Annotated in this window: 19 protein-coding genes and 1 pseudogene; 13 read left to right on the forward strand and 7 right to left on the reverse strand. The window is 64.2% G+C overall.

From position 1 onward, the window contains the following. Positions 1-37: 37 nt before the first annotated feature. Positions 38-1,009: a S1C family serine protease gene (locus JWQ24_RS05035; RefSeq protein WP_299805150.1), complete on the reverse strand. Its 972-nt coding sequence runs from the start codon at positions 1,007-1,009 to the stop codon at positions 38-40. A gap of 24 nt (positions 1,010-1,033) precedes the next feature. Continuing rightward, positions 1,034-1,189 carry a hypothetical protein gene (locus tag JWQ24_RS05040; protein WP_299805152.1) on the reverse strand — a complete coding sequence of 52 codons (156 nt, stop codon included), beginning with the start codon at positions 1,187-1,189 and terminating at the stop codon, positions 1,034-1,036. 90 nt (positions 1,190-1,279) lie between these two features. On the opposite strand from JWQ24_RS05040, the gene JWQ24_RS05045 reads away from it, so the two are divergent. The 6 genes from JWQ24_RS05045 to JWQ24_RS05070 all read left to right on the forward strand — a co-directional run bounded on the left by JWQ24_RS05045 (position 1,280) and on the right by JWQ24_RS05070 (position 8,442). Then, a complete protein-coding gene (locus JWQ24_RS05045) occupies positions 1,280-1,558 on the forward strand; it encodes a metal/formaldehyde-sensitive transcriptional repressor (protein ID WP_299805154.1) in 279 nt (92 codons plus the stop codon). Between the two features lie 6 nt (positions 1,559-1,564). Beyond that, on the forward strand, positions 1,565-2,830 hold the full coding sequence (gene dmeF / locus JWQ24_RS05050; RefSeq protein WP_299805157.1) for a CDF family Co(II)/Ni(II) efflux transporter DmeF: 1,266 nt from the start codon (positions 1,565-1,567) through the stop codon (positions 2,828-2,830). 104 nt (positions 2,831-2,934) lie between these two features. Next, positions 2,935-3,348 carry a hypothetical protein gene (locus JWQ24_RS05055; RefSeq protein WP_299805159.1) on the forward strand — a complete coding sequence of 138 codons (414 nt, stop codon included), beginning with the start codon at positions 2,935-2,937 and terminating at the stop codon, positions 3,346-3,348. A 92-nt stretch (positions 3,349-3,440) separates the two neighbouring features. Beyond that, on the forward strand, positions 3,441-3,848 hold the full coding sequence (locus tag JWQ24_RS05060) for a FixH family protein (protein ID WP_299805161.1): 408 nt from the start codon (positions 3,441-3,443) through the stop codon (positions 3,846-3,848). Further along, positions 3,845-5,263, forward strand: coding sequence for an efflux RND transporter periplasmic adaptor subunit (locus JWQ24_RS05065; protein WP_299805163.1), 1,419 nt, complete (start codon positions 3,845-3,847; stop codon positions 5,261-5,263). Before JWQ24_RS05060 ends, JWQ24_RS05065 begins: the two co-directional genes overlap by 4 nt. Beyond that, entirely contained in the window at positions 5,260-8,442 is a 3,183-nt protein-coding gene (locus JWQ24_RS05070; RefSeq protein ID WP_299805166.1) for a CusA/CzcA family heavy metal efflux RND transporter, read from the forward strand. The genes JWQ24_RS05065 and JWQ24_RS05070 overlap by 4 nt, the downstream gene beginning before the upstream one ends. Positions 8,443-8,693: 251 nt before the next feature. On the opposite strand, the gene JWQ24_RS05075 is transcribed toward JWQ24_RS05070, so the two are convergent. From JWQ24_RS05075 to JWQ24_RS05085, 3 genes and pseudogenes are all read right to left on the reverse strand, one after another. Then, positions 8,694-9,251: an HNH endonuclease gene (locus JWQ24_RS05075; protein WP_299805168.1), complete on the reverse strand. Its 558-nt coding sequence runs from the start codon at positions 9,249-9,251 to the stop codon at positions 8,694-8,696. A gap of 116 nt (positions 9,252-9,367) precedes the next feature. After that, positions 9,368-9,466 (reverse strand): annotated as a pseudogene (locus tag JWQ24_RS05080) (short-chain dehydrogenase); the annotation flags it as partial. 183 nt (positions 9,467-9,649) lie between these two features. After that, positions 9,650-10,150 (reverse strand): helix-turn-helix domain-containing protein, encoded by a 501-nt coding sequence (locus tag JWQ24_RS05085; protein WP_299805170.1) that lies wholly within the window; start codon positions 10,148-10,150, stop codon positions 9,650-9,652. A gap of 131 nt (positions 10,151-10,281) precedes the next feature. Here JWQ24_RS05085 and JWQ24_RS05090 point away from each other — a divergent pair, with 131 nt between their 5' ends. Then, the gene (locus JWQ24_RS05090; protein WP_299805200.1) at positions 10,282-11,496 is read left to right on the forward strand and encodes an MFS transporter; all 1,215 of its coding nucleotides are present in this window, start codon (positions 10,282-10,284) and stop codon (positions 11,494-11,496) included. Between the two features lie 6 nt (positions 11,497-11,502). Here the strand turns inward: JWQ24_RS05090 and JWQ24_RS05095 are convergent, their stop codons facing one another. Then, positions 11,503-12,141, reverse strand: coding sequence for a DNA-3-methyladenine glycosylase 2 family protein (locus tag JWQ24_RS05095; RefSeq protein ID WP_299805172.1), 639 nt, complete (start codon positions 12,139-12,141; stop codon positions 11,503-11,505). A gap of 37 nt (positions 12,142-12,178) precedes the next feature. Here JWQ24_RS05095 and gluQRS point away from each other — a divergent pair, with 37 nt between their 5' ends. Together gluQRS and JWQ24_RS05105 are read left to right on the forward strand one after the other, a co-directional pair. Continuing rightward, positions 12,179-13,054 carry a tRNA glutamyl-Q(34) synthetase GluQRS gene (gluQRS, locus tag JWQ24_RS05100; RefSeq protein ID WP_299805174.1) on the forward strand — a complete coding sequence of 292 codons (876 nt, stop codon included), beginning with the start codon at positions 12,179-12,181 and terminating at the stop codon, positions 13,052-13,054. A gap of 96 nt (positions 13,055-13,150) precedes the next feature. Further along, entirely contained in the window at positions 13,151-14,401 is a 1,251-nt protein-coding gene (locus JWQ24_RS05105) for an ATP-binding protein (protein WP_299805176.1), read from the forward strand. Here JWQ24_RS05105 and JWQ24_RS05110 read toward each other — a convergent pair. Next, on the reverse strand, positions 14,328-15,221 hold the full coding sequence (locus JWQ24_RS05110; RefSeq protein WP_299805178.1) for a YihY/virulence factor BrkB family protein: 894 nt from the start codon (positions 15,219-15,221) through the stop codon (positions 14,328-14,330). The two genes, JWQ24_RS05105 and JWQ24_RS05110, sit on opposite strands and share 74 nt — an antisense overlap. A 148-nt stretch (positions 15,222-15,369) precedes the next feature. On the opposite strand from JWQ24_RS05110, the gene JWQ24_RS05115 reads away from it, so the two are divergent. The 4 genes from JWQ24_RS05115 (at position 15,370) to JWQ24_RS05130 (ending at position 18,068) form a co-directional block, all read left to right on the forward strand. Then, positions 15,370-15,564 carry a twin transmembrane helix small protein gene (locus tag JWQ24_RS05115; RefSeq protein WP_299805181.1) on the forward strand — a complete coding sequence of 65 codons (195 nt, stop codon included), beginning with the start codon at positions 15,370-15,372 and terminating at the stop codon, positions 15,562-15,564. Positions 15,565-15,647: 83 nt separating this feature from the next. Next, positions 15,648-16,220, forward strand: a complete 573-nt coding sequence (locus JWQ24_RS05120) for a cob(I)yrinic acid a,c-diamide adenosyltransferase (RefSeq protein WP_299805184.1) — start codon at positions 15,648-15,650, stop codon at positions 16,218-16,220. Between the two features lie 151 nt (positions 16,221-16,371). After that, positions 16,372-17,121, forward strand: coding sequence for an electron transfer flavoprotein subunit beta/FixA family protein (locus JWQ24_RS05125; protein ID WP_299805188.1), 750 nt, complete (start codon positions 16,372-16,374; stop codon positions 17,119-17,121). Beyond that, entirely contained in the window at positions 17,121-18,068 is a 948-nt protein-coding gene (locus JWQ24_RS05130; protein WP_299805190.1) for an FAD-binding protein, read from the forward strand. The genes JWQ24_RS05125 and JWQ24_RS05130 overlap by 1 nt, the downstream gene beginning before the upstream one ends. Positions 18,069-18,206: the final 138 nt, after the last annotated feature.

The raw sequence follows: 18,206 nt of genomic DNA on the forward strand, positions 1-18,206 counted from the left end.
TCGCGGGCGCGCGTGAGGATGCATTATCAATGCATTCTCAGTGCATCTTTGGCGCCTTTAGCATTCTGGCGCGGTCGGTGGACACCAGCTCGACATCGAATGTGTCGCCGCCGCGGTACAGCGTCAGCGGCACGTCGATGCCGGCAGGGCCGAGCGCCCATAGCGCGCGGTAGAACTCCGCGGAGTCCGCGACATCCTCGCCGTTGACGGCGAGGATGACGTCGCCGGTCTTCAGTTCCGCGCGCGCCGCAGGGCCGCGCGCGGCGAGCCCGACCACCACCACCTTGTCCTCGACCTCGGCGGCATAGAGCCCGAGCCACGGCCGCGCGGGGCGGTTGACCCGGCCGAACTTGAGGAGATCATCGAGTATTGGTTTCAGCAGGTCGATCGGCACCACCATGTTGAGGTGTTCGCTCTTGCCGCCATGCTCGCGCTCGATCTGCAGCGAGCCGATGCCGATCAATTCGCCATGGGCGTTGATCAGCGCAGCACCGCCCCAGTTCGGATGCGCGGGGTGGGTGAAGATCGCGTCGTCCAGCAGATATTCCCAGTAGCCGGCGAATTCCTGCACGGCGGCGATCTTGCCGGCGACCGAGCGGGTCCGCCCGCCGACGCCGCCGATCACCACGGCATCGCCGATCTTCGCATTGTCGGAGACCCCGAGCGGCAAGGGGGTGATGTCGAGTTCGCCGAGCACCTGGACCAGGCCGAAGCCGGTTTCCTGGTCGACGGCGAGCGCATGGCCCGGCACCACGCGGCCATCGCCGAGATGCAGCCAGATCGTCTCCGCCTCGGTGATCAGATAGCCGATCGTCAGCACCAGCCCCTTGTCGATCAGCACGCCGTTGCCGGCGCGCTCGGTGCCCAGCGTCTGCGCGGTTAAGGCGTCCTCCGGAATGATGCAATGCAGCCCGACCACGGCCTCCAGCGCGCGCTCCAGATCGAACCCAAATTCCTCTACGCGCGGCTGCACGGCGGCCGGCACCTTCCATTCGGTCAGTGAGGGCATGGAGGGATCTCCTGTTGGCTGGTGTCAGTGCGCAAGGTCCAATATGTGCATGGCCGCGGCAAAATTCCAGCGATGCGTTTGCCCTGCGTGTGCGCCATCTTCCTCTCCGGACGCGAGCGCACCGGCGAGAATTTCCCGCTCGGTCAACTCGGCAAATGTCTTCATTTCGGAGCCGATCATTCTTATTAGAATCATTCTAAGGTAATTTAAGCTCGCAAAGGTGACTCGTCAACGCTTGAATTACCATAGGGGGGTAGGCTATACGGTCTTATGAGCCATACGGTCAGAGAAAAGAAAAAGCTGCTCGCGCGGGTCCGCCGGATCAAGGGGCAGGTGGAGGCAATCGAGCGCGCTCTCGGCGAGGAAGCCGAATGCGAGCGCATCATGCACATGATCGCCGGCATCCGCGGAAGCGTCGCCGGCCTCATGGCTGAAGTGGTCGAGGACCACATCCGCACGCACCTTGTCGATCCCACGAAGAACCCGGGCGCGCTTAACGCCGACGCCGCGGATCAACTGATCGAAGTCGTCCACAGGTACCTGAAGTAACACGCCATGACAGATATCCATGCAGAAGACCGTGCCGGTTCGCACGACCACGTCTTTCTCGGCCCGGACCACGACAAGGCCGAGCGCCGGACATGGGTGGTCATCGCGCTTTGCACGGTCATGATGATCGCCGAAATAATCGGAGGCGCGATGTTCGGATCGCTGGCGCTGGTGGCAGACGGGCTGCACATGTCCACACATGCCGGCGCTTTGCTGCTGGCAGCATTGGCCTATACGTACGCGCGCAAATATGCGGGCGACCGCAATTTCACCTTCGGCACCGGAAAGTTCGGAGATCTTGCCGGTTACAGCAGCGCGATTGTATTGGCGATGATCGCCTTGCTGATCGGCTACGAAGCGGTCTCACGCTTCTTAAATCCGGTCGCCATCAGCTTCGAGGAAGCTATTCCGATCGCCGTGCTGGGTCTCGCGGTCAACGTCGCCAGTGCCTGGCTGCTGTCCGGCGGCCATCACCACGGACACGACCACGCTCATTCACATGGTCCCGATGAGGCGCATACGCACGGCGAGGAAGTTAGAAGCATCGACATCGGCGGCAGCACAATCGAACTTGAAATTTTCGAAGAAGGCGTTCCGCCGCGCTTCCGGATCCGGGTTCCCGAAGCTTCTGCATTGCAGGTGTCCGGGATTACCATTGAGACGATACGCCCGGATGTCGCTAGCCAGGTGTTCGCCTTTGTCGATCGCGGAGACTATCTGGAGTCGGTCAACGATATTCCCGAACCGCACGCATTCCTGGCCAAGGTTCGGATCATGGAGGCGGGTCGGTCCCGAGAATTCCAAACCACCTTCGCCGAACACGATCACGGCTCTACGGGCGGCGCCCATCACCGCGACAACAACATGCGCGCCGCGGTCGTCCACGTGGTCGCGGACGCGGCCGTCTCCGTCCTTGTGATTGCAGGTCTGCTGATGGCGCGCGCATTCGGATGGCTCTGGATGGATCCGCTTGCGGGCCTGATCGGAGCCGTTGTGATCGCGAATTGGTCGTTCGGTCTTTTGCGCGACACGGGCGGTATTCTGCTCGACCGGGTTCCCGATCAGAAGGTATTCGAACGGGTCCGGAAGACGGTCGAGTGCGATGGCGACCGGGTCACCGATCTGCATCTGTGGCGTCTGGGCCCCGGCCATCTCGGTGCCATCGTTTCAGTTGTGACGCCAAATGGGCGCGGCTCCGATTACTATCTTGCCAGGTTGGCGAGTTTTCACGATTTGTCGCATGTGACCGTCGAAGTCCGGGCAGTCGCCTAGTCGTCCCGGTCACGTAACTGTCAGCAAGTAGCCGGCTGATCTGCATCACGACGTCGTCAGCGTTACCGACTATCAATCCGGGCCTTTCTGTGGGAACTTGGGGTGTGAAAATCAAAGTCACCATACGTCGGATGCTGTCGATCCTGATGATCGCAGGACTTGCACTGGCGCCCGTATCTCGCCCGGTTATGGCGGAATCGTCCGCTGACGTGCCGATGGCGGCCATGTCGGACGAGACGATCGCGCCATCGATGGCCCAAGAATCGATGGCCCAAGAGATGGCCGGGGAGATGGCCAGCGATATGCCCTGCTGCCCGTCGAAGGCGGCGGTGCCCAGCGGTTGTGACAAGTGTGTCTTCATGGCAGCCTGCATGACTAAATGCTTCGCCGGCGTCTCGGAAGCCGCGTTTGAGCCGGTGTTCACGACCGCGGGCTCGCTCTCGCTTCCGCAGAACGACTTTTGGCCTGATGGCTTGGGCCATCCGCCTCCAGACCACCCCCCGCGTACCTCGATCTGATCGGCGCCTGGCGCCGCCGCTGCTGCGCGCTTGAAGCGCGTAGTCGACACGTGCCGCTCGCGGCACATCAGATTTTATCGAGGATCGAATCCATGAAGACAATTAACCTTCCGCGCGCCCTCCGGGCGTCGCTGGTTGCTGCCGCATTGGGCGGAGCAAGTACGGCCGCATTGGCGGATATCAAGGACTACAAGTTCGAACTCGTCGATCAAACCATCCAGGCGGGTCCCGACAAGGTCGTCACGGTCCGGCTCATGAACACCAAGACCGGCAAGCTGGTCCCGGACGCCGTCATTTTTGCGACCCGTCTCGATATGGCGCCGGATGGAATGCAGGAGATGGTGACCAGGATTGTATCGGTTCCGGGAGCCGAGCCGGGGACCTACAAGTTCAAGGCCACCTTCGGTATGGCCGGCCGCTGGCAACTCTCTCTGGGCGCCAAGGTCCAAGGCGAAACCGGGACGGTCGAAAACAAGTTCGTCATCACGGCTCAGAAATGAACCGGGCTGTTCTCGCAGGCACGGCCGCCGCGTTCATCGCGGCGGCCGGAGGCGGATTCATCATCGCGGAGCGCCCGTGGACGCCCGCGTCTGTTGTCGTTCCTGCCGCGTCGGCGGAGGAGACCGGCGCTCCGATCTATTTTCAGGACCCGGACGGAAAGCCGACGTACTCACTGACGCCGAAGAAGACGGCGGCAGGGCGCGACTATCGCGCCGTTCCGATTGGCGCCGACGTCAGCTTTGAAGACCTCCCGGCCGAGAACGCGCTGACGCCAATGCCGGCGTCGGATGGCGCCGACGCGAGCCGCAAGATCAAGTTCTATCGCAATCCGATGGGGCTTCCAGATATGTCACCGGTGCCGAAGAAGGACTCCATGGGGATGGATTACATCCCGGTGTTCGAGGGCGAGGATTCCGACGACGGATCGATCAAGCTGTCGCCTCGCAAGATTCAGCGCACAGGAGTGAAATCCGAACCCGCCGCCTCCCGGGTGATCCAGACAACGATCCGCGCGCCCGGGACAATCCAGCTCGACGAGCGGCGTGTCTCCGTAATCTCGATGCGCGCGGAAAGCTGGATCCAGAAGGTTGCCGACGTCACCACCGGTACGAAAGTCCGCAAGGGCCAGCCGCTGATGGACATCTACAGTCCGGCAATTTCGTCGGCGGCGGCTGAGTACGTCTCGACGATCAGTTCGCGTGCAACGGGCGGCGAGGGATCATACGGGCGCGGATCCCGCCAGCGCGTCATGAACCTTGATGTTCCGGAGTCGGCGATCGCTGAAATGGAGAAAACCCGCATTGTCCCGATCTCCATTGCGTGGGCCGCGCCGCGGGACGGCATCGTCCTGGAGCGCAACGCGATCGAGGGTATGAGGGCGCAAGCCGGCGACGTGCTCTTTCGGGTGGCGGACACGTCGACCATCTGGGCCACGATAGATGTCGCGGAGCGCGATCTTGGCGCCATAGCGGTTGGGCAACCTGTCACGGTCCGGGCGCGCAGCTTCTCCGGGCGGGAGTTCGCCGGGACGATCAGCGTGGTCTATCCGCAGGTCAACCGCGAGACCCGCACGGCCCGGGTCCGCATCGAACTGGGGAACGCCGATCTCGCTCTGCTCCCGGATATGTACGTTGACGCCGCGATCAGCACCGGGGCCCCTGAACCCGTGATCTCCATTCCGGAAAGCGCCGTGCTCGACACCGGCAGCCGGCAGGCGGTGTTCATCGACAGGGGCGATGGCCGCTTTGAGCCGCGCGCAGTCAAGCTCGGCCGCCGCGGCGGCGGCTATGTCGAAGTGCGGGAGGGCATTGGCGACGGTGAACCGGTCGTGGTGTCGGCCAACTTCCTGATCGACGCGGAGAGCAACCTGAAGGCCGCTCTCAAGGGCTTTTCCGAGGCGGGGAGCCAGCCATGATCGCCCGCATCATCGCATGGTCGGCCCACAACCTGCTCCTGGTGCTGTTCGGCACCGGCTTCGCCGTTGCCGCCGGAATTTATGCGCTGGCCCATCTGCCGCTCGATGCCATCCCTGACCTCTCCGATACCCAGGTGATCGTCTACACGGAGTATCCCGGCCAGGCGCCGCAGGTGATCGAAGACCAGGTCACCTATCCGCTGACCACCGCGATGCTGACCGTTCCGAAGTCGAAGGTGGTCCGCGGCTTTTCATTCTTCGGCGTTTCTTTCGTCTACGTCATCTTTGAGGACGGGACCGACATCTACTGGGCGCGTTCCAGGGTCCTTGAGTTCCTGAATGGCGCCGCCTCGCGACTGCCCGCCGGCGTCACGCCGACGATGGGGCCGGACGCTACCGGAGTCGGCTGGGTCTACCAGTACGCGGTCATGTCTAAGGAACTGAACCTTGCCGACACGCGGGCTATCCAGGACTGGAATCTGAAGTTCGCGCTCGCAAAGGCGGAGGGCGTCGCCGAGGTCGCCAGCGTCGGCGGCTTCGTCAAGCAGTACAACGTCGTTCTCGATCCGCTGCGGATGCGCGACCTCGGCATCACCATGCAGAAGATGCGCGACGCCATCCGCGCCAGCAACGCCGACGTCGGCGGCCGCACCGTGGAGCTTTCGGAATTCGAGTACGTCATCCGGGGCAAGGGCTACCTGAAATCGATCAATGACCTCGGCAATGTCGTGCTCAAGACCAACAACGGCACGCCGGTGCTGCTGCGCGATGTCGCGCGGGTCGAACTCGGTCCCGACGAGCGGCGAGGCATCACGGAGCTTAACGGCGAAGGCGAGGTGGCCAGCGGTATCGTGCTGCAGCGCTTCGGCGTCAACGCGCTCGACGTCATCGAGAACGTCAAGAAGCGGTTCAAGGAAATCGCCAGCAGCCTTCCGAAGTCCGTTGAGATTGTTGCAGTCTACGACCGTTCGAACCTGATCAACGCGGCTATAGCCACTCTCAAACACACACTGCTTGAGGAAAGCGTCGTAGTCGCGCTGGTCTGCGTCGTTTTCCTGCTGCACGTCAGGAGCGCGCTGGTCGCGATCCTGATGCTTCCGGTCGGCGTTCTGATGGCGTTCGGCGCCATGAAGTTGCTTGGACTGGGGTCCAACATCATGAGTCTGGGGGGCATCGCCATCGCGATCGGCGCCATGGTCGACGCCGCCATCGTGATGATCGAGAACGCCCACAAGCATCTCGAGCGGGCCGCTCCCGGAAAATCGCGTGTCGACGTCCTGATCGAGGCGGCCTCCGAAGTGGGCCCGGCGCTGTTCTTCAGCCTACTGATCATCACCGTGTCGTTCATGCCGATCTTCACGCTGGAATCGCAGGAAGGGCGGCTGTTCAGCCCGCTGGCATTCACCAAGACGTTTTCGATGGCCGCCGCGGCCATCCTGTCGGTGACGCTGGTCCCGGCGTTGATGATCCTGTTCGTCCGCGGCCGGATTATCCCGGAGCGCAAGAATCCCCTCAACCGCTTCCTGATCTGGATATATCGACCCGTCATCAAGGGCGTCATGCGGGCAAAGACGCTGGTCTTGCTGCTTGCGGCCGCAGTCCTCGCGGTGAGCATCTGGCCGGCAAGCCGGCTCGGTACCGAGTTCATGCCCAGTCTGAACGAGGGCACGTTGATGTACATGCCGACGACGCTGCCTGGCATCTCCGTGACCAAGGCGGGCGAACTGCTTCAGATGCAGGACCGGATCATCCGGTCGTTCCCGGAGGTGGCGTCCGTCTATGGCAAGGCGGGGCGTGCCGCGACCGCGACGGATCCGGCGCCTTCCGAGATGTTCGAGACGATCGTCAATCTCAAGCCCAAGGAGGAATGGCGTCCGGGCCTGACGGTCGATGGGCTGATCGCCGAGATGGACAAGGCGCTGCAGTTTCCGGGGGTGTCGAATGCGTGGACCATGCCGATCAAGGCCCGCATCGATATGCTCTCCACCGGCATCAGGACGCCGATCGGCGTCAAGGTGATCGGAACTGACCTGGTCGAGATCGATCGGCTCGCCAAACAGATCGAGCAGGTTATGAAGGCAGTCCCTGGCACGTCGTCCGCCTACGCCGAGCGCGGCATCGGCGGCTACTACCTCGATGTGACGCCGGATCGGGAGGCGCTGGCGCGCTATGGCATCATGATCCAGGACGTCCAGGACGTGATTGCGACGGCGCTGGGCGGGCAGACCGTGACGACCACCGTGGAGGGCCGTCAGCGCTTCTCCGTCAACATGCGTTATCCACGCGACCTCCGGGACAGCCCGCAGGCCATCGCCAGCGACGTGCTCGTCCCCATGCCCGGAGGTGGTGCGGTTCCGCTCGGCGAGGTGGCCAAGGTCGCGCCGGCGAGGGGGCCGACATCGATCCGGACCGAAAACGGGCAGTTGGCGACCTACATCTATGTCGACATCCGCGACCGCGACCGCGACCTCGGCGGCTACGTGGCCGACGCAAAGCGCGCCGTCCAGGCCAGCATCCAGTTTCCGCCGGGTTATTACGTGATGTGGAGCGGTCAGTACGAATATCTCGAACGCGCCACGGCGCGCCTCAAGATCGTCGTGCCGGTGACCCTGCTGATCATCTTTCTCCTGCTGTACCTGAACTCCCGGTCGATCACAGAAACCTTGATTGTGATGCTGTCGCTGCCATTCGCGATGGTCGGCGGCCTCTGGCTCATGTGGTGGCTGGGCTTCAATCTCTCGGTGGCCGTCGCGGTCGGCTTCATCGCCCTGGCTGGCGTTGCCGCCGAAACCGGCGTGGTGATGCTGATGTACCTCAACCAGGCCTTGGCGGCGATCCAGGTACGGCGGGACGCCGAGGGCCGGCCCCTGACGCGTAACGATCTGTACGATGCCATCATGGAGGGAGCCGTCGAGCGCGTCCGTCCGAAGATGATGACGGTGGTGGCCATCATGGCAGGCCTGCTGCCGATCATGTGGAGCACGGGAACCGGCTCGGAGATCATGCAACGCATCGCGGTCCCAATGATCGGCGGCATGATCTCATCGACGCTCCTGACGCTGATCGTCATTCCGGCGATCTTCGGGCTGGTCAAAGGTTTCCGACTTTCGTCAGCCGATACCGAAGCGAAAGCAGGAGGGGCTAAACGGTATTCCGCGTCTTTTTCAGAAACCCTCTGACTAGGCGAAATGGGCGTCCTCTCGGACGCCCGCCGCACCCGACGCCCCGCTTCTGATCAGCGAGGTCGTATCGGCCAGGTCGCTGAACGAACCAGGGGGAATATGAATTGTGGGTCGCCAAGGGCCCAGAGAAGTTTGGCGGGTTGCCTCCATAGTTGAGGCGATTTCGACCCGTGGCAGCGCAGATTCGTCACGTCCCTATGGGGCGTTTTACTCACATATGAGTGGCACGACAGCCACGCGCCCGCCTGCTACGGATCCAGCTCTGTATCCCAGTACAGATAGTCCAGCCAGCTATCGTGCAGATAGTTCGGCGGGAACAGCCGGCCGTTGCGGTGCAACTGGTGCACCGTGGGGGAGAATGCGGTCTGCCGCGGGAACATGCGCGCCTGCTGCGTCGTCATGTCGGCCTTGCGCAGGTTGCAGGGCGAGCAGGCCGCGACGACGTTCTCCCAGGTGGTCTGGCCCCCCTTCGAGCGCGGGACGATGTGGTCGAAGGTGAGGTCGTCGTGATTGCCGCAATACTGGCAGGTAAAGCGGTCGCGCAGGAACACGTTGAAGCGCGTGAACGCGGGGTGTGTCGTCGGCTTGACGAAGGATTTCAGGGACACCACGCTGGGCAGCTGGATCTCGAACGACGGGCTGTGCACCGCGTGATCGTAGTGCTCAACGATATTGACGCGGTCGAGGAACACCGCCTTGATCGCATCCTGCCACGACCACAGTGACAGTGGATAATAGCTCAGCGGCCGGAAGTCCGCGTTGAGGACGAGTACCGGCCAACCACCTTGCGAGACATGTGCGTTCAACTAACGCTCCTGACCCCACCCCGACGCTGCGAAGCAGCCAACGCCGTCATACTACAGGCAGCGTGACGGCGTTGTGAAGGGTGTTGGTGGGGTGCTCCCCGGCGGCATCTGCCCGATCAGGCACTCGGTACCGTGCCGCCGTCGATGACATCCTCGGTTCCGGTGATGGCGGAAACGCGTTTCGAGGCCAGAAAGGCGACGAGGTCTGCGATTTTCGTTCTACTCAAATACCAATCGGACGTGAACCAGAGCAGCAAATCGTTTGATAGTCGCGCGCCGTCACTACGGCAGCGGCTGGCGGAACCGATCGAGGAAGCCGCTGGAATCTCCAGCGAAATGTCCGCTCGCGTCCAGCGCCTCGGCGATGGCCGGGCCGATGCCGCCTTCGGGAAAGGACCTCATCGCCCGGCGCTGCTGCGGCTGCCCGATGGCGGTCGACGGCGTGGTTTCGACAGCGCCTCGGCGGCTTTGCGGACCGTGGTGTCGGCAAAGCTCAATGCGCCGCCCTCGCGGGAGGGCAGCACCAGCCGTGCAACAGGCCGGCCGGATCGATCCAGCAGTTCCGAGCGCGCCTCGCCCGGCGCATACAGATGGGCTTCGCCCCATTGCCGCAGGCTGACGACGACATGAAACAGCCCGCGCCCCTTGTCCGTCAGTGCATACTCGCTGAACGCACTGCCATCGGACGCCGGCACGACGTCCAGCACGCCATGTTCGACCAGGCTGCGCAGCCGCGTGCTCAGGATGCCCTTGGCGATGCCGAGGTTCTTCTGGAATTCGCCGAAGCGACGGATGCCGTCGAAGGCGTCGCGGACAATGAGCAGCGACCACCAGTCGCCGATCGCGTCCAGCGCACGCGCCACCGGGCATTCCGCGGCCGCCAATGTCCTGCGTTTCACCCTCGGCTTCCTTCCTTCGATGTGGTCCTAAATTAAGACTGGACGGCGCATTCCGCAACTGGTTCTATAATAGAACCAAATGGAGATGCCCCGTGAGTCCTTGCACCGACGAAGAAATCCGCCCGCAGGAGATGCCGCCCGCGCTGTCGCAGCGGGTTATCTGGTTGTTTGCGGTGGCCTGCGGCGTCAGCGTCGCCAACGTCTATCTCGCGCAGCCGCTGCTGGATTCGATGGCGCATGATCTGGCGATCGACCCGGCGGTCATCGGGATCGTCATGACGTTGACCCAGATCGGCTACGCGCTCGGACTGATCTTCATCGTTCCGCTCGGCGACCTGATCGACCGCCGCCGGCTGATCCTCGGGCAGACCGTGCTGTCGGCCATCGCGCTGGCCGTCGTCGGCCTTGTTCAGAATGCGGTCGTCGTGTTGATCGCCCTCGTGGCCGTCGGACTGCTGGCGGTGGTGGTGCAGGTTCTGGTGGCGTTCACCGCCACACTTGCCGCGCCGGCGTCGCGCGGCCGCGCGGTCGGCACCGTCACCAGCGGCGTGGTGATCGGCATTCTGCTCGCCCGCGTATTCGCCGGCGCACTCGCCGATTTCGGCGGATGGCGGCTGGTCTATCTCGTATCAGCCGGACTGATGCTGTCGCTGGCGGTTCTGCTGAACCATGCGATGCCCGCTCATCGCCAGCCGCGAGGCGCCGCATCCTATACGGCGCTGCTGCGTTCGACCGCCATGCTGTTCGTCGAAGAACCGCTGTTGCGCCTTCGTGCGACCTTCGCGCTGCTGACCTTCGCCGCGATGAATGTGTTCTGGTCCTCGATCGTCCTGCTGCTCAGTTCCCCACCCTGGTCGTTGCCGCACAGTGCGATCGGACTGCTCGGCCTCGCCGGCGTCGCAGGGGCGCTGGCGGCCAGCAGCGCGGGGCGGCTGGCGGATCGCGGTTTCGCTACAGTCGTGACCGGCGGCGCGCTGATCCTGATGCTGGCAAGCTGGGCGCCGCTGGCGCTGGCGCCCTCGTCGATGCTGGCCCTCATCGTCGGCGTGATCGTCATCGACCTCGCGGTGCAGGCGGTGCATGTCACCAACCAGAGCCTGATTTTCGCTGCGCGGCCGGAAGCGCACAGCCGTCTGGTCGGCGGCTACATGGTGTTCTATTCGATCGGCAGTGCGTGCGGCTCGATTTCATCGACCTTCATCTATGCCAGGGCCGGCTGGTACGGCGTCTGTGCTCTCGGCGCGGCGATCAGCGCCTGTGCGCTTGTCCTGTGGGTATTCACCACTTTGCGACGGCGGCGCTCAACATCGGAGTGCCCCGGCACTCCGGCGACGGCGGGCAACTGAGCGGGGTCACACGCCCTCACGCTTCTTGATGGCGTGATAGTAACTCCACCACAGATGCGCGGCGGCGCCGCGCAACGGGCGCCAGGGTTCGGCGATCGGCGCCATCTGCTTCACCGTCGGTCGCGCGGGTAGTCCGAGCCCGACCTTGATCGACTCCTGGATGGCGACGTCGCCGGCCGGCCAGGCGTCGCCGTGGCCGAGACAGAACAACAGATAGACGTCCGCCGTCCACGGCCCGATGCCGTGCAGTTTCGTCAGCGTGTTATGCGCGGCGTCGGCGTCTTCCTCGGCGAGCACGTCGAGATTGAGCCGGTCGGCGGCAAGTTCGCGCGCCACGCCCTTCAGCGTCTTGATCTTGGCTGCCGACAGGCCGAGGCGGCCGAGTCGGTCGGCACGAGCTTTGCGCAAGGCGTCGGGGTGAAACGGCGCGAACGCGCCGGACACCCGGCCCCAGATAGCGGAGGCGGAGGCGACGGAAACCTGCTGGCCGCAGACGATCTGCGCCAACCCCTCGAACCCCGGCGCGCGGCGTCGCAGCGCCGGCATGCCGGCAACCTGCAGGATGGGCTGCAACCGCGGGTCGAGCCTGACCAGCGCCGTTATGGCGTCGTCAAGGTCGGCCTGGCTGTTGAGGTGCACGGTCATCGCGATCTAGGATCATCACGTCCCGCGGAAGAGTTCAATGCCACCCGTTTTCCGTTTTGCGCCCAGTCCCAACGGTTACCTGCATCTGGGCCATGCCCGGTCGGCGCTGCTGAATTTCGATCTGGCGCAGCAGGCCGGTGGCAGGCTGCTGCTGCGGATCGAGGATATCGACCGCGCCCGCTGCAACCCGCACTTCGAGGCGGCGATCTTCGAGGATCTGGATTGGCTGGGGATCACCTGGGAGACCCCGGTGCGGCGGCAGTCCGAGCATTTTGCGCAATACCGCGCCGCTGCCGACCGGCTGGCGCGCGCCGGGCTGCTGTATCCCTCCTTCGAGAGCCGCGCCGGGATCGCCCGGCTGGTTGCCGAGGAACAGGCGCGGGGCAAGTGGCCGCACGATCCCGATGGCGTGCCGCTCTATCCCGGCGTGGCGAGAACGCTGACGCCGAAAGCCGTCGCGGAATTGCGGCTGGCCGGCGCGCCGACTGCCTTGCGGCTGGATATGGATGAAGCCTGTCGCAGGGCCCGGGAACTCGATTGGACCGAACTGGGCGCCGGCCCGTCCGGCGAGACCGACGCGGTGCTGGCCCGGCCACAGGCCTGGGGTGACGTCATCCTCGCCCGCAAGGAAACACCGACCAGCTATCACCTCTCGGTGGTGATCGATGACGCGCTGCAGGGCGTCACCGACGTGGTGCGCGGCCAGGACCTGTTCTGGTCGACCAGCGTGCACCGGCTGTTGCAGGCGCTGCTCGGCCTGCCGCAGCCGGTCTACCGGCATCACGCGCTGGTGCGCGATGAGAGCGGCGCCAAGCTGGCGAAGTCGAACGGCGCCATCAGCCTGCGGGAGCTGCGTGCGCAGGGCCTCGGCGCGGCCGACATTCGCCGCATGGCCGGGTTGCCCGCGGCCTGAGCGTGTCCCGCGACTTTCAGGGGACGCATCAGGTCGGCGGCGTGACTCTTGAAGTCCTGCCGTGGCATGATGGCGTGGGGATCGGGTGGAAGATACATGGCGCCAGTAAAGCGCCCGCCGCAGCCGCTGCGGAAGCGCACCAAACGGACATTGAAGAAGCGCGCCGTGAAAACGACGGCTGCGAAGTCGCATGCCAAGCGCAGCGCCGTGCGTGCCGGTTCGATGGTCGAAGCCGCACTTGCCGCCTTCGCCCATGAGGTCCGTACGCCGCTTACAGGCATCCTTGCGGTCAGCGACCTGCTTGCCACGTCCGATCTCGACGAACGCGAGCGGCGCTGGGTCGATACCATCAAGGCCGGCGCCGAACATCTCGCGGGCCTTGCGACCCTGTTCGTCGATGCCGCCCGCAGCAGCAACTCCCGGCTCGAAGTCCGCGAGGACTTCTTCGACCTGCGCGCGCTGGCGCGAAACTCCGGTGACTCGCTGGCTGGCCGGGCCGCCGCCAAGGGGCTGCAATCCTCGGTGAAGATTTCCGAAAAGCTGCCGGTGTTTGTGAACGGCGATCCCGTTCGGTTGCGCGCCGCGCTGGAAAACCTGATCGACAACGCCGTCAAATTCACCGACCGCGGCAGCGTCACGCTGAGTGTCAGCCGGGTGCGGGCTCCGGGCAAGGTCGGGGTCGCCTTTGCGATTGCCGACAGCGGCATCGGCCTGTCGCTGGCCGAAATCAAGAAGCTGTTCCGGCCGTTCTCGCAGGCCAATGTCAGCATCGCCTCGCGGTTCGGCGGGGCCGGGCTCGGCCTGTCCTCAGTGAAGCAACTCGCGCGCGCGATGGGCGGTGACATCGTGGTGGCGCAGCGACCAGGCGGCGGCACCGTCTTCACGCTGACGGTGACGCTCGCCAAGGCCAAAGGGCCGATCAGCATTTTGTCCGACTTTGACGGCGAAGATTATTCCGGACCGCATGAGCCGCTGCGCGTCCTCAGCGTCGAGGACAATCCGTTCGGCCGCGTCGTGCTCAATGCGATCCTCACCGAACTCGGCCACCAGGCCGAATTTATCGGCCGCGGCGAGGCCGCCGCCGAGCGCGTTCGGCAGGGCGCCTTTGGTGCGGTCCTGATGGACATGGTGCTGCCGGGCATCAATGGCATCGAGGCAATCCGGCAAATCCGCGGGCTCGGCACCGCGCAGAGCCGGGTTGCCATCATCGGCGTGTCCGGGCGCGGCGAAGACGAGGCGGCGTCGCTGGCCGCCGGCGCTGACGCCTTCCTGATCAAGCCTGTGTCTCCACGGGCGCTAGCGACTGCGCTGCTTGAAGCGAGACGCCGCGTGGCAGCCGCGACTTGATGATTGCGGCGTTGAGTTCGCCGCCAAACACGAAGATCGCGGCGATGAAATACAGGAACACCAGCGCGATGATCACCGAGGCCAGCCCGGCATACATCGTCACATAATTGTTGGCGAAGCGCGCCAGGTACATGCCGAAGCCGATGCCCGAGACCAATGACGCCAGCATCGTGAAGATGATGCCCGGCAGGATTTGCAGGAAGCTGCGGCGGCCGGCCGGCAGCCACGCATGCAGAATGAACAGCGCGCAGATCATGGCGACGATGGTGATGCCGTAGCGGGTGACGTTGAGCAGCTTCTCGTTGTTCTCAATCATCAGCGGGACGTAGAGGCGGACGATTTCCAGCACCAACGGTCCGAGCACGATCAGGAACGCCATCGCCAGAGCGGTGAAGGCGGCGACCAGCGTGTAGCCGATCGATTCCAGCCGCAGCCAGTACCAGCGCCGCGGTTCGATCACCGCATAGGCCCGGTTCAGCGCCACCCGCAGGCTTTCGACGCCATTGGAGGCGAAATACAGCGCCAGCACGAGGCCGATGGTCAGGGCGTCGCCGCGCGTCGTGGTGAGCACATCGTGGATCTGCCCCGACAGCGTTCCCGCCACCTGGTCCGGCCAAATTTCCAGCATCAGGCCGACGGCCTGGTCGGCGAGTCCTTTCGAGCCAAAAAAACCGGCCAGCGAGGCCAGCACGATCAGGAACGGGAACAGCGCCATCAGCGTCGACAGCGCGATATGGCTGGCGATCGCCCAGCCGTCATCGGCGAGAAACGTATAGAAGGCGTCCAGCCCGACATCGAAAACGTAGCGAATCTGCCTCACATCTCACCTGGTTCGGGCAACCGTTGGGTTCTGCCGGCGGCGACGCTACTATTTGATATCTACGGGAAAAAGGCCAGTTGGTTGCAGCGTGGCCATGATTTTCCCGGCAGTCATGGCGAAGCCGGGAGCGCGGTGTTATGTAGCGGCCATGACAACCTTTCTGGGCAATATCCTCCTTCCGGTCGCGGCCGGCGCGGTCGCGCTGGTGCTGCTACTCGGCCTGTTCAATTTGATGCGCGGCGGCTCGCCGAATCGTTCGCAAAAGCTCATGCGCTGGCGCGTGGTGCTGCAATTCGTCGCCATCGTCATTACGATGGCGACGGTGTGGGCGATGGGGCGCTAATTCAACTCGGTCTCGTGCCGCGGATGCGGCGCCGTGCACCGCTGTTGCGGCGCGCCCGGGACAAGGATGTCAGGAAATAAACGATGGTCGTTCTCAATAAAATCTACACCCGCACCGGCGACGACGGGACCACGGGGCTGGGCTCCGGCGAGCGGCGGCCGAAATACGACCTGCGGATCGAAGCCTATGGCACCGTGGACGAGACCAACGCCGCGCTCGGCGTGGTACGGCTGCATCTGGCGGCAGCGCCGCAACTCGACGCCATGCTGGCGGCGATCCAGAACGACCTGTTCGACCTCGGCGCCGACCTCGCGGTGCCGGAGCGCAACGGCAAGGCCGAGCGGCTGCGGATGGTGGCGAACCAGGTCGACCGGCTGGAGCATGATATTGACGCCGTCAACGCGCCGCTCTCCGACCTGACCTCCTTCGTGCTGCCGGGCGGCACCCCCGCCGCGGCGTATCTGCACGTCGCCCGCACCATCTGCCGGCGCGCCGAGCGGATCATGGTGGAACTTGCCGCCCGGCCCGATGAGCCGGTCTCCGCCCCTGCGATCCAGTACATGAACCGGCTGTCGGACTTCCTGTTTGTCGCCAGCCGGTCGGTCAACGACAATGGCGCCGGGGACGTGCTCTGGGTGCCCGGCAAGAACCAGTAGCAAGAATCGCTATAAGGACCGCCAAAAGCGGGCATCAGGGACCCGCGATTTTCGATTCTCGCGCGTTGACCCCGGTTGGCCGGGGCTTTAGGTTCCGCGCCCAAGCTTTAGGTGCGTCGAAAACCGACGAAACTCACACGAAAGAGGATCGATGAAGATTCTGGTGCCGGTCAAGCGCGTGGTCGATTACAACGTCAAGGTTCGCGTCAAGAGCGACGGAACCGGCGTTGAACTCGCCAACGTCAAGATGTCGATGAATCCGTTCGACGAAATTGCCGTCGAGGAAGCCCTGCGCCTGAAAGAGGCCGGCAAGGCGACCGAAGTGGTCGTTGTCTCGATCGGCCCCGCGCAGGCGTCGGAAACCATCCGCACCGGCCTCGCGATGGGCGCTGACCGCGGTATCCTGGTGAAGGTCGATGGTATCGTCGAGCCGCTGGCGGTCGCCAAGATCCTCAAGGCCATCGTCACCGAGGAAGCCCCCGGCCTGGTCATTCTCGGCAAGCAGGCGATCGATGACGACAGCAACCAGACCGGCCAGATGCTGGCAGCCTTGCTCGGCTGGTCGCAGGCGACCTTTGCCTCCAAGCTGGAAGTCGATGGTTCCGATTTCATCGTGTCGCGCGAAGTCGATGGCGGCTCGCAGACCGTGAAGCTCAAGGGGCCGGCGATCGTGACGACCGATCTGCGCCTCAACGAGCCGCGCTACGCCAGCCTGCCCAACATCATGAAGGCGAAGAAGAAGCCGATCGCCGACAAGACCGCGCAAGACTATGGCGTCGATGTCACCCCGCATCTTGAGATCATCAAGACGACGGAACCCGAGGGCCGCAAGGCCGGCGTCAAGGTCAAGGACGTCGCCGAGCTGATTTCCAAACTCAAGACCGAAGCCGGGGTGATCTGATGACCACGCTTTTGATTGCCGAACACGAACACGACATCCTCAAGGATTCCACCAACAAGGCACTGACCGCCGCTACCGCGCTCGGCGCCGAGGTCCATGTCCTGGTTGCCGGCGGCGGCGAAGGCACCAAGGCCGCGGCTGACAAGGCTGCCAAGCTGGCCGGCGTTACCAAGGTGCTGGTTGCGGACGACGCGCTGTATGCCCATGATCTCGCCGAGCCGCTGGCTGCCCTGATCGTGTCGCTGGCGCCCGGCTATGACGCCTTCGTGGCGCCCGCCACCTCGCGTTTCAAGAATGTGATGCCGCGCGTCGCCGCCCTGCTCGACGTGATGCAGGTGTCGGAAATCACCAAGGTGATCTCCCCCGACACCTTCGAACGCCCGATCTATGCCGGCAACGCGATCCAGACCGTGAAGTCCAGGGACGCCAAGAAGGTGATCACCGTGCGCACCTCGACCTTCGCCGCCGCGGCGGGTGAGGGCGGCAGCGCCACGGTGGAAGCCGCGGCCACCGCCGCTGATCCCGCGCTCTCCGCCTTCGTCGGCGAGGAAGTCGCCAAGAGCGACCGTCCGGAACTGACCTCGGCAAAGATCATCGTCTCCGGTGGCCGTGCCATGGCGAGCCGTGAGAATTTCGCCAAATACATCGAGCCGCTGGCCGACAAGCTCGGCGCCGGCGTCGGCGCCTCGCGCGCCGCAGTGGATGCCGGCTATGCGCCCAACGACTGGCAGGTTGGCCAGACCGGCAAGGTGGTGGCCCCCGAACTCTATATCGCCATCGGCATCTCCGGTGCGATCCAGCATCTCGCCGGCATGAAGGACTCCAAGGTGATCGTCGCGATCAACAAGGATGAAGACGCGCCGATCTTCCAGGTCGCCGATTACGGCCTGGTCGCCGACCTCTACCAGGCGGTGCCGGAATTGACCGAAGCGCTCGGCAAGCTGTAACGCCGATTAAGGACATCGGCCGGATCAACAGACACCGGCCGGTGTTTATGCAAGAATGGCGGCCGGCTGCGACACCCGCGGCCGAGCACCCCGATGAGATGACAAGATGGCGATGATCAAGAAAGTCGGCGTGATCGG

This window comes from Tardiphaga sp. (assembly GCF_028290495.1).
Classification (GTDB): domain Bacteria; phylum Pseudomonadota; class Alphaproteobacteria; order Rhizobiales; family Xanthobacteraceae; genus Tardiphaga.